General features: G+C 63.8%; 9 protein-coding genes and 1 pseudogene. 7 read left to right on the forward strand and 3 right to left on the reverse strand.

The window, feature by feature from the left end:
- Positions 1 to 8 precede the first annotated feature (8 nt).
- The 3 genes and pseudogenes from biuH to L6637_RS31570 all read left to right on the forward strand — a co-directional run bounded on the left by biuH (position 9) and on the right by L6637_RS31570 (position 2,724).
- A complete protein-coding gene (gene biuH, locus L6637_RS31560; RefSeq protein ID WP_237872963.1) occupies positions 9 to 692 on the forward strand; it encodes a biuret amidohydrolase in 684 nt (227 codons plus the stop codon).
- Positions 689 to 2,221, forward strand: coding sequence for an ABC transporter ATP-binding protein (locus L6637_RS31565; RefSeq protein WP_237872965.1), 1,533 nt, complete (start codon positions 689 to 691; stop codon positions 2,219 to 2,221). The genes biuH and L6637_RS31565 overlap by 4 nt, the downstream gene beginning before the upstream one ends.
- A 13-nt stretch (positions 2,222 to 2,234) precedes the next feature.
- Positions 2,235 to 2,724: pseudogene (locus L6637_RS31570) on the forward strand (nucleoside deaminase).
- 567 nt (positions 2,725 to 3,291) lie between these two features.
- On the opposite strand, the gene L6637_RS31575 reads toward L6637_RS31570, so the two are convergent.
- Both L6637_RS31575 and L6637_RS31580 read right to left on the reverse strand, forming a co-directional pair.
- Positions 3,292 to 4,398 (reverse strand): hypothetical protein, encoded by a 1,107-nt coding sequence (locus L6637_RS31575; protein ID WP_237872966.1) that lies wholly within the window; start codon positions 4,396 to 4,398, stop codon positions 3,292 to 3,294.
- Positions 4,399 to 4,491: 93 nt separating this feature from the next.
- Positions 4,492 to 4,680 (reverse strand): hypothetical protein, encoded by a 189-nt coding sequence (locus L6637_RS31580; RefSeq protein ID WP_237872967.1) that lies wholly within the window; start codon positions 4,678 to 4,680, stop codon positions 4,492 to 4,494.
- Positions 4,681 to 4,968: 288 nt separating this feature from the next.
- Between L6637_RS31580 and L6637_RS31585 the strand changes: the two genes are divergently transcribed.
- The 4 genes from L6637_RS31585 to L6637_RS31600 all read left to right on the forward strand — a co-directional run bounded on the left by L6637_RS31585 (position 4,969) and on the right by L6637_RS31600 (position 9,776).
- Positions 4,969 to 6,540, forward strand: a complete 1,572-nt coding sequence (locus tag L6637_RS31585) for an ABC transporter ATP-binding protein (protein ID WP_237872968.1) — start codon at positions 4,969 to 4,971, stop codon at positions 6,538 to 6,540.
- A complete protein-coding gene (locus tag L6637_RS31590) occupies positions 6,524 to 7,615 on the forward strand; it encodes an ABC transporter permease (protein WP_237872969.1) in 1,092 nt (363 codons plus the stop codon). Before L6637_RS31585 ends, L6637_RS31590 begins: the two co-directional genes overlap by 17 nt.
- Positions 7,602 to 8,519: an ABC transporter permease gene (locus tag L6637_RS31595; RefSeq protein ID WP_237864714.1), complete on the forward strand. Its 918-nt coding sequence runs from the start codon at positions 7,602 to 7,604 to the stop codon at positions 8,517 to 8,519. Before L6637_RS31590 ends, L6637_RS31595 begins: the two co-directional genes overlap by 14 nt.
- Before the next feature lie 180 nt (positions 8,520 to 8,699).
- Complete coding sequence (locus tag L6637_RS31600) at positions 8,700 to 9,776, forward strand: BMP family ABC transporter substrate-binding protein (protein ID WP_237872970.1); 1,077 nt, start codon at positions 8,700 to 8,702, stop codon at positions 9,774 to 9,776.
- A gap of 200 nt (positions 9,777 to 9,976) precedes the next feature.
- Here the strand turns inward: L6637_RS31600 and L6637_RS31605 are convergent, their stop codons facing one another.
- Positions 9,977 to 11,326 (reverse strand): 8-oxoguanine deaminase, encoded by a 1,350-nt coding sequence (locus L6637_RS31605; RefSeq protein WP_237872971.1) that lies wholly within the window; start codon positions 11,324 to 11,326, stop codon positions 9,977 to 9,979.
- Positions 11,327 to 11,426 lie beyond the last annotated feature (100 nt).

The raw sequence follows: 11,426 nt of genomic DNA on the forward strand, positions 1-11,426 counted from the left end.
GCGAAATCATGCCCGAGCGCACCATCAAGTCCGAGCCCTATGCCTGGCCCTACAACGGCGATCTGCGTCCGCAAAACACCGCGCTCATCATCATCGACATGCAGACCGATTTCTGCGGCGTCGGCGGCTATGTCGACAAGATGGGCTATGACCTCTCGCTGACGCGGGCGCCGATCGAGCCGATCAAGAAGCTGCTCGCGGCCATGCGCAAACAGGGCTTCCACATCATCCATACCCGCGAGGGCCATCGCCCCGATCTCTCGGATCTTCCCGCCAACAAGCGCTGGCGCTCGCGGCAGATCGGCGCCGGCATTGGCGATCCCGGCCCATGCGGCCGCATCCTGGTGCGCGGCGAGCCCGGCTGGGACATCATCGAAGAGCTGGCGCCGCTGCCGGGCGAGCCGATCATCGACAAGCCCGGCAAGGGCTCGTTTTGCGCCACCGATCTGGAGCTGATCCTGCGCGTGCGCGGCATTGAAAACATCGTCCTGACTGGTATCACCACTGACGTCTGCGTCCACACCACCATGCGCGAGGCCAACGACCGCGGCTTCGAATGTGTGTTGCTGCACGATTGCTGCGGCGCGACCGACAAGAGCAACCACGATCACGCGCTGAAAATGATCAAGATGCAGGGCGGAGTGTTCGGCGCGGTCTCGACCTCGGACGCCTTCATCGGAGCGATCTCGTGATCATTGGTGAGCCGCCTCCGCTCGTCGGCGCCTTCGGCGTCGACGCCATCGCGATGACGATGCGCTTCGGCGACTTTCTCGCGCTTGATAATGTCGAGCTGAAGGTACGGCCCGGCTCGTTCCATGCACTGCTTGGCGAGAATGGCGCGGGCAAGTCGACCCTCGTCAAATGCATCATGGGCTACTATCACGCGACCGAGGGCGACATTCTCGTCGGCGGCCGCGAGCAGGCGATCGCCAACCCGAAGGACGCCCACGCGCTCGGGCTCGGCATGGTCTACCAGCACTTTACGCTGGTGCCCGCCATGACGGTTGCCGAAAACCTCGTGCTGGCCCGCGACGATGTGCCGGCCGTGGTGAATTGGCCGAAGGAGATGAAGGAGCTCGAGGCCTTCCTGGCGCGGATGCCCTTCAAGGTGCCTCTCTCAGCAAAGGTCTCCGACATCTCCGCCGGCGAGCGGCAGAAATGCGAGATCCTGAAGCAGCTCTATCTGAAGCGCCGCTTCCTGATCCTGGACGAACCGACCTCGGTGCTGACGCCGGCTGAAGCCGACGAGGTGCTCGGCATGCTGCGGGACATGGTCGTCAAGGGCGAGCTGACCATCCTGATGATCACGCATAAGTTCCGCGAGGTCATGGCCTTTGCCGACGAGGTTACGATCCTGCGCCGCGGCAAGCTCGCCGGTGCCGGTAAGGTGTCCGAGCTGACGCCGGACGCGATGGCGCGCACCATGATCGGCGCCGAGGAGCTGACCGTGCAGCCGCCACGCACCGGAGAAGCCGGCAAGGCGCGCCTGGAGCTGGCCAACGTCCGCGCGCTCGACGATGCGGGCGCCGTTGCCGTGCATGACGTCTCCCTGACCGTGCGCGCCGGCGAGATCGTCGGCATTGCCGGCGTCTCCGGCAACGGCCAGCGCCAGCTGGTCGAAGTCCTCGCCGGCCAGCGCGAGGCCGAAGGCGGCGAAATCCGCGTCGCCGGCATTCCCTATCACGCCAGTCGCGAGCAGATGCGGCGCCACAAGATGTCGCTCCTTCCGGAGGAGCCGCTGAAGAACGCCTGCGTCGGCGGCATGAGCGTCGCCGACAACATCGCCTTCCGCGAGTTCGATCGCGCACCCTTCGCAAGCGGCGGCTGGTGGCTCGACCGCGGCGCCTTTCGCGACGACGCGAAGAAGAAGATCGGACAATACAAGATCAAGACACGCACGCCGGAGACGCCGATCTCGGCGCTCTCAGGCGGCAACGTCCAACGCGCCGTGCTCGCCCGCGAGCTAGCCGGCGATGTCGAGGTGCTGATCGCGGCCAATCCCTGCTTCGGGCTCGACTTCGCCGCCGTGGCGCAGATCCACGCCGAGATCATGGCCGCACGCAACCGCGGCGCGGCGGTGCTGCTGGTGAGCGAAGATCTCGATGAATTGCTCGAACTCTCAGACCGGCTGGTGGTAATGTTCCATGGCGAATTCGTGTATGAAGCACGGACCAGCGAGGCCGATCTTACCGAGGTCGGCCGGCACATGGCGGGGCACTAGACGCGGAGCATCGATGGACAGCGCAGGCGAACGCGACGAGCACTTTTTGCGTTTGTCCTTCGCGGTCGCCCGCCGTTCCCTCACGCATGGCAACCATCCCTTCGGCTGCATCGTCGTCGGTGCCGATGGCAAGGTGCTGATCGAAGCCGAGAACGGCTACATGCCTGATCATGACGGCACTGCGCATGCCGAGCGCCTCGCCGCCACGCAAGCCTGCCGCACGCTGGGCCGCGAGGTGCTGGCGTCGGCGACGCTCTATTCCTCCGCCGAACCCTGCGCGATGTGTTCGGGCGCGATCTACTGGGCCGGCATCGGCCGCGTCGTCTACGGCCTCAGCGAGCACCGTCTGCGTGGCATCACCGGCAACCACCCGGAGAACCCGACACCCGACCTGCCCTGCCGCGACGTCTTTTTTTTTGAGCGGCCAGCGGCCGACCGAGGTGGTGGGGCCGTTGCTCGAAGACGAAGCCGCAGCGCTGCACGACGGCGTGTGGACGAAGTAGGCAAAAGAATCGAAGACAACCCCATGCACAGTAGAAGCGCGATTGCTCGCCGGCACGGGTGTCAATCGGCAATTGAATCGGCAAGTCATTGCAGCATCGAGCAAATCCGCAGCGAACCGGCGAGGATCGTCCTGGACGCGGCGCGGGTTCGTTTTCGCAACCAGCCGCGCTGTCAGGTCGGGCGCGATTCAGGCGGCGCCATTTCGTATTTCACGAATATCGTTTGATCTGTCGGGCAAAACAGTGGCATGATGCTATGCTGGCCGTTTTCGGGGCGGCACGAGCTGGACGCCAAGGCAACCCGCGAAGTCTTGGTCTTCGTGATCCTCAGATCACGGCTGAACCAGATGCTCGTGATTGCGTACCGGCGATTTGGGCCAAAGTCTGGCACTGTCACTGCAATTACCGTGTCTCACTTCAGGGGTGCAGTCCAGCACTGTCACCGTAATTTGCGTAATTTGGCGGACAAGTCGCCTTGCCTACCCTACGGCAGCGGTCCTCTCCGCAAACACGAATGGCGCCGCGCATTCCTTCGCGGCGCCATTCGATCCTGAAATCCCAGCTCGATCAGAACTTCACAGTGACGCCACCGTAGACGGTGGACTCGGTGCAGCTGTTGGTGCTCTGGCCGGTCGCGGCGACCGTGCAGACGCCGGGCATGGCGTTGTGGTCGAGGCCGAACTTGTTCTGCCAGTAGCGATAGGCGACCCAGAGGTCGACGAAGTGCGAGTACTTGTCACCCCAGGCGGCCTTCGACGCGTCGAAGGTCAGGCGGATCGGTTCGCTGTTCAGCTCGGTCTTCGAAGCGGTCGAGAACCGGCCGATGCCTGAGAGCGCGGGAAGACCGTTCGAATCGCCCTTCGGGCCATACCAGCCGGCACGGCCGCTGATCGACCAGAACTGCATGTTCGGCGGCAGGAAGCCGAGGTCCATGTAGTAGTTGATTTCGACGGCCCAGGTCGCACGATAGCTGACGTTTCCGTCCGAGTTACAGGTCACACCCGCGACACCAGCGCCGAACAGGCCGCACTGTGTGAAGGCGTTGTGATTCAGGAACTCCCAGTACACCAACGGCGCGACGTCGATGTAGCCCTTGTAGGGAAGGTCGAAGGCGAACTGGAGACCGCCGACCACGTCGCGCTTGGCGGGCGCGAGGAAGTTGTTTTCGGTGTTCGCGTCCATACCGACTTCGAACGAGATGTTGTGCAGCGGGCCCGCGGTGAAGGTCTTGGTGTTGAACAGCTCGTTCCAGCCGAAGGTGGAACGGAACAGGCCATAGATCTCGGTAGCGCCGGCGCAGTCGCTGGGGGTGCCGTTGATGTTCACGCCCGGCGCGGTACAGGGCGAGGCCGGGTCGTTATGACCCGACTTGAACATCGAGATCGTGAAGAAGTTGGTGCCGTAGGCCCAGAGGTCGAAGTGCGTGAACGAGTAGACCTGCTTGGCGGTGGTGCCGTTGATGCTGCCGTCCGGCCGGGTGCTCCACATGCCGGGATCGGTGCCCTTCGGCATCCAGGAGAACGACACGCGATCATCGATCACCAGGAAGAACGGAAGGTCAGGCGCCTTCTTGGCCGCCTTGACCGGCAGATCCGCCGCGTGAGCCCAGCCACCGATGGCCAGCGTAGCAAGTGACAGCGCCGTTGCTGCAACTGCCTTGAAACGAAACGACATCCTGAATACCCCCAAGTTTGGACACGTAAAAATGAACGTCCCTTGGGTGCGACACTTGCGCCGAAGTCCCGGAGTGAGAAGCCTCAACTTTTTTCAAGGCATGCCGCATGTTTCGGCAACGAGCGACGATTCACCGCGGAAATCTGCGGGTTTTTGCGTGTCGCCGCCGCGCAGGATCGACAACGCAATGCCAAACATTCCCGGTTGATTTCGTTTGCGTTTTAACCCGACCGCGCGATGCGAATCCCAATGCGGGCAATGGCTGTCGTGGAGAACCTGCATTGCATACGCAGGCTGGCGCGATTTTGCTCAGCATCACATCAAGCCTGCCCAGCGGGTTCCGATTTGGTTTAAACCGTCACAAATTTGCAACAGGCCTCGCCTGCAGGCCGCGCCGCAACGGCCCCGGCCCCTCACCTGGAGGCAATCATGGTTCGACGAGCCCTCGCGACTCGCGGCCCCCTCTCCTGCCGAAGCGTTAAGCAAGGGATGACGCTTTTTCACACCTTACGCGGCGGTTCAAACTAGCCCACTATTGAGGCACTGCATCCCATGCAAGCGCATCAACGAATGTTAGATCCGACGCCTAACGGCCTGCATTCCGGCGAGTCCCCGTTGCTCAAGACGGTCGGGCTGACCAAGCGCTATGGGGATTTCCTCGCCAACGATTCCATCGACATCGACGTCTGGCCGAAGGAAATCCACGCCCTGCTTGGCGAGAACGGCGCCGGCAAATCGACGCTGGTGAAGGCGATCTATGGGCTGATCCAACCCTCTGCCGGCGAGATCCGCTGGCAGGGCGAACCAATCGTGCTGTCCGGGCCCTCCGAGGCGCGCAGCCGCGGCATCGGCATGGTGTTCCAGCACTTCTCGCTGTTCGACAACCTCACCGTTGCCGAAAACGTCGCCCTTGGCCTCGACGGCAAGGAATCGTTCAAGGACATGTCGGCGCGGCTGGAGCAGGTGTCCAGGACCTACGGACTGCCGCTCGATCCCGGACGGGAGGTCTGGCAACTCTCCGTCGGCGAGCGCCAGCGAATCGAGATCGTTCGCGCGCTGATGCAGAATCCAAGATTCCTGATCCTGGATGAGCCGACCGCGGTGCTGACGCCGCAGGAGGCGGACCAGCTCTTCGTCGTGCTGGAGCGGCTCAAGACCGAGGGCCGCGCCATCCTCTACATCAGCCACAAGCTCGAGGAGGTGAAGCGCCTCTGCGACACCGCCACCATTTTGCGCGGCGGCAAGAAGATCCAGACCTGCAATCCCAGGCAGGAGACCGCCGCCTCGCTCGCGCGCATGATGGTTGGCGGCGAGATCAGGGAAGTGAAGGCGGCGGCCGGGCGGCAGACGACGATACCGCGGCTCGTCGTCAACGATCTTTCGCTCGCGCCCGACGAGGCGCACGGGGTGCGGCTCGAACACATCTCGTTCGAGCTCAAGGGCGGCGAGATCCTCGGCATCGCCGGCGTCGCCGGCAACGGTCAGGACGAATTGTTTGCCGCGCTGTCCGGCGAGCGGCCGTCGAAGGATCCCGGAACGATCGTGATCGAAGGCATCGCTGCCGGCCACCTCTCGATCACCAAGCGCCGCAAGCTCGGCGCCGCCTTCGTGCCCGAAGAGCGGCTCGGCCACGGCACCGCGCCGCGCATGAAGCTATCGGAGAACGCGCTGCTGACGGGACACGCCGCCAGCGGCATGGTCAATCACGGCTTCATCGACACCGCGGCCACGCTGAAGACGGTGGACAAGGCGACCGAGACCTTCGACGTGCGCAAGGCCAAGCGCGACCCGGAAGCGGCATCCCTCTCCGGGGGCAATCTGCAGAAATTCATCGTCGGCCGCGAGATCCTGCGCAACCCTGCTGTGCTGGTGGTGAGCCAGCCGACCTGGGGCGTCGATGCTGGAGCAGCCGCCGTCATCCGCCAGGCGTTGCTTGACCTTGCCGCCGCAGGCGCCGCGGTGCTTGTCACCAGCCAGGATCTCGACGAACTCACCGAGATCGCCGACCGCATCGCCGTGATGTTCCATGGCCGGCTATCCGCTCCGCTGGCAGCAAGCGAAGCGACGCGCGAGAAGCTCGGCCTGTTGATGGGCGGCAGCAGCCTGGAGCCGAAGGAGGCCGCGCATGCAGTTGGTGCTTGAGAAGCGCACCGAGCGCTCCAACACGATCGCGCTGGTCTCGCCGCTGATCGCGATCGGTCTGACGATCGTGACCATGACCATCCTGTTCGCGATCCTCGGCAAGAATCCGTTTCTCGCGCTGCAGGCCTATTTCATCGCGCCATTGACCGACAGCTATTCGCTCCAGGAGATCGCAGTGAAGGCGACGCCGCTGGTGATGATCGCGATCGGGCTGTCGCTCTGCTACCTCGCCAATGCCTGGAACATCGGCGCTGAAGGACAATTCCTGATCGGCGCGGTGGCCGGAAGCTGGATCGCGGTGAAGACGCAAGGCACCGACGCCGGGGCCTGGGTGCTTCCGGCGATGCTGGTGCTCGCGGCGGTCGCAGGCGCGCTCTATGCGCTGATCCCGGCGATCTGCAAGGTGAAGTTCGGCGCCAGCGAGATCCTGACCAGCCTGATGTTGGTTTATGTCGCCGACCTCTTCCTCGACTACCTCGTGCGCGGACCCTGGCGCGATCCGCACGGCTTCAATTTCCCGACCACCGCGGAGTTCGATCCCGTGGCAACGGTGCCGCTGCTGATCGAAGGCGGCCGGCTGCATCTCGGCTCGATCATCGCCTTGCTCGTCGTCGCGGCGGCCGCGATCCTGCTCGGGCGCACCATCAAGGGGTTTGAGATCCGTGTCGTTGGCGCTGCTCCTCGCGCCGCGCGGTTTGGCGGTTTCAACGCCAACCAGCTGATCATCCTGACCTTCGCGGTGTCCGGCGCGCTCGCGGGCCTTGCCGGCATCATCGAGGTCGCCGGCCCCGTCGGACACCTGCAGCCCGGCATCTCGCCCGGTTACGGTTTCACCGCGATCATCGTTGCCTTCCTCGGCCGGCTGAACCCGCTTGGAATATTAATTGCAGGCCTTTTTCTCGCCCTGACCTTTATCGGCGGCGAGCAGGCGCAGATCGCAATGAAGATCCCGTTGGACGTCACCAAGGTGTTCCAGGGCATCCTGCTCTTCTACGTCCTCGCCTGCGATTCTCTCATTCTCTACCGCTTCAAGCTGGTCGTCCCGAACCGACAGGTGACCCGTGGAGCTGGTTGAAGCCATCATCCTGTCGGTGCTCGCCGCCTCGACACCGCTGCTGATCGCGGCAACCGGCGAGCTCGTGACCGAGCGGTCCGGCGTGCTCAATCTCGGCGTGGAGGGCATGATGATCGTCGGCGCAGCCTGCGGCTTTGGCGGCGCCTGGCTCACCGGATCAATCTTCATCGGCGCGCTGTTCGGCATCATCGCGGGAGTGCTGATGTCGCTGATCTTCGCACTGATGGCGCTCGGCCTCGCGGTCAACCAGGTCGCAACGGGTCTGGCGTTGACCATCCTCGGCGTCGGCCTGTCCGGCCTGATCGGCGCAGGGTTTGTCGGCGAGCGCCTCACGCCGGCTGCACATCTGCACATTCCCGGCCTCACCGACATTCCGCTGATCGGCCGCGTGCTGTTCGGCGAGGACGCATTCGTCTATTTCTCCATCGCTCTCATCATCGGCGTGTGGTGGTTCCTGTACCGCACGCGTGCGGGACTGATCCTGCGCGCCTGTGGCGACAATCACGTCTCCGCACATGCACTCGGCTATCCCGTGCTGCGCATCCGCACCCTCGCCGTGATGTTCGGGGGCGCCTGCGCAGGTCTTGCCGGCGCCTATCTGCCGCTCGCCTATACGCCGTTCTTCATTCCTGGCATGACCGCGGGCCGCGGCTGGATCGCGCTCGCGCTGGTCGTGTTCGCATCCTGGCGGCCGGGCCGGCTCGTGGTCGGCGCCTACCTGTTCGGCGCCGTGACGATCCTGCAACTGCATGCGCAAGGCTGGGGCGTCGGCATTCCCTCGCAATTCATGTCGGCGCTACCGTATCTCGCGACGGTCATCGTGCTGGTCCTGCTCTCCCGTGCCCGCACCGGCGGCTCGACCGCGCCGGCCGCGCTCGGCACCGTGTTCGTGCCTGACCGCTAAAGCGCGATGAGATTGGGTTGAATCGTCATCGCGCTTTAGCTCTTTGTTTGAGCATGATCTTTTCGGGAAACCGCTTCACACTTTTCCGGATCATGCTCTAGAGTTTTGGCTTTCCCAGCATGCGCGATGGGGCGCGCAGGTTGCGGATCGTGGCTTTCCCCTGATGTTTGGAGATTGATGATGAGGAAATCACTTCTTGCACTGGCTGCCGGGCTTCTGCTTGCCGGGAGCGTCAGTGCAGCCTCCGCCGCCGACAAGCTGAAAGTCGGCTTCATTTATTTGGGCCCGATCGGCGATCTCGGCTGGACCTACCAGCATGAGCTTGCCCGCCAGGCGCTGGTGAAGGAGTTCGGCGACAAGATCGAGACCACCTATCTCGAAAACGTCCCCGAAGGTCCCGACGCCGAGCGCGCCATCGAGCAGCTGGTTCGCGCCGGCAACAAGCTGATCTTCACGACGTCGTTCGGCTACATGGATCCGACACTGAAGGTCGCCAAGAAGTATCCGAACGTGCATTTCGAGCACGCGACCGGCTACAAGCGCGACAAGAACATGTCGACATATTCTTCGAAGTGGTATCAGGGCCGCTACATCCAAGGCCTGATCGCCGCCAAGATGTCGAAGTCAGGCGTGCTCGGCTATATCGGCTCATTCCCGATTCCCGAGGTCGTCTCCGGCATCAACGCGACGATGATCGCGGCGCAGAGCATCAACCCGAACATCAAGGTCAAGATCATCTGGGCCAACACCTGGTTCGACCCGGGCAAGGAAGCCGACGCCGCCAAGGCGCTGATCGACCAGGGCGCCGACGTGATCATGCAGCACACCGACTCGCCCGCCGCGATGCAGATCGCCAGCGAACGCGGCAAGCTCGCCTTCGGCCAGGACTCCGAGATGATCAAGTTCGGGCCCAAGACCCAGCTGACCTCGATCCTCGACACCTGGGCCCCCTACTACATCGCCCGCGTCAAGGCCGAACTCGACGGCACCTGGAAGTCGGAAGACACCTGGGGCGGCCTCGACAGCCACATGTTCGCGATGGCGCCCTACACCAACATGCCTGACGACGTGAAGAAGATCGCCGAGGATGCCCAGGCGGCGATCACTGCCGGCAAGCTGCACCCGTTCAAATGCCCGGTCGTTGGGCAGGACGGCAAGGAGATCGAGTGCAAGGGCGGCGCCAATCTCGACGACGGCCAGATCCTCGGCATGAATTTCTACGTCAAGGGCATCGACGACAAGCTGCCGGGCAAGTAGCACGCTTCTTGCATTGCCTAAATCACCTGCTCCTCCCGGAGGAGGTTCGGAGGGGGTGGCCAGAAGCACCCGGCACTTGTGGCCGCCCCCTCTTTCTATCCTAAAGCGCGATGAGATTGGTTGAATCGTCATCGCGCTTTAGCTCTTTGTTTGAGCATGATCTTTCCGGAAAACCGCTTCACACTTTTCCGGATCATGCTTTATCCCGCCTGCATCGTCCGCGCCGCGGCGCTGTGCCGGCGGATGAGGTCCGGAACGTCCAGTCCCGGGATCGCACCGTCGATCACGGCCCAGTTCCCCGCCACCATCACCCTGTCAGCCCGATGCGCGCCGCACAGCACCAGCGCGGCCATGGGATCGCCATGGCCGGAGAAGCGCAGCTCATCGAGCCTGAACAGCGCGAGGTCGGCCGCCTTGCCGACCGCGATCTCGCCGAGTTCCGGACGGCCGACGCAGGCCGCCGAACCCTTTGTCGCCCAGCGTAGCGCATCCTTATGGCTGACCTTGGTCACGCCGTAGCGCGCCCGCTGCAACAGGAAGGCCGCGCGCACCTCCTGCATCAGATTGGACCCGTCATTCGATGCCGAGCCGTCGACGCCGAGGCCGATGCCGACGCCGGCCTCCTCCATCTCGCAAACCGGACAGCAGCCCGACGCCAGCAGCTGATTGCTGCACGCACAGTGGCTGATTGTGGTCTTGGCCTTGCCGAGCCGCTTCATCTCGTCGGCGTCGAAAAAGATGCCGTGCGCGAGCCAGGTCCGCCCGTTGAGCCAGCCGCATTGCTCGAGATAGTCGAGCGGACGGCAGCCATACATCTGCTGGCAGAATTTGTTCTCGTCCTCGGTCTCGGCGAGATGGGTGTGCAGACGCACGTCGAGCTTGTCGGCGAGATCGGCGGTGGCGCGCATCAAGGACGTCGTCACCGAGAACGGCGAGCACGGCGCAAGCGCAATCTGCACCATCGCATCCGCGCCGCGCTGGTGATGCTTGGCGACGACGCGCGCGCTGTCGGCGAGGATGGTGTCTTCGTCCTGCACGACGCTGTCGGGCGGCAGGCCGCCATCGCGTTGCGACAGGTTCATCGAGCCGCGCGTCAGCAGCACGCGGACGCCGAGCCGCTTTGCGACGCCGACCTCGATATCGACGGATTCTTCGAGCCCCCTGGGAAACACGTAGTGATGGTCGGTCGTCGTCGTGCAGCCCGAGAGTAGCAGTTCCGACATCGCCACGGTGACGCCGAGCTCGAGCGCCTCGGGCGTCAGCTTCGCCCACACCGGATAGAGCGCCTGAAGCCAGGGAAACAGCTCGCGGTCCATCGCCCCCGGCAGAGCCCGCGTCAACGTCTGATAAAAATGATGATGGGTGTTGATGAGGCCAGGCAGCACGACATGCCCACTCGCATCGAACACCGCGACGTCTGCGGTCGCAGGCGTCCCGCCTGCGGGCACGAGTTCGACGATACGGCCATCCCTCACGACGATCCCGCGCCCGGCGCCGTCAGCGAGAATGGCCAGGGGATCCCTGATCCAGATCGGCTTTGCGTCGCTCATGACTCAATTTCTCCCCACCCTCGTTAACAAAGCGCCTGCAAGGCAGAGGCCATCCCGACAGCGTTATGGCTGCGACTTGTTGTTGCTACTTGGCGCTGGT

The organism is Bradyrhizobium zhengyangense (genome assembly GCF_022012435.1).
In the GTDB taxonomy this organism is placed as follows: Bacteria; Pseudomonadota; Alphaproteobacteria; order Rhizobiales; family Xanthobacteraceae; genus Bradyrhizobium; species Bradyrhizobium zhengyangense.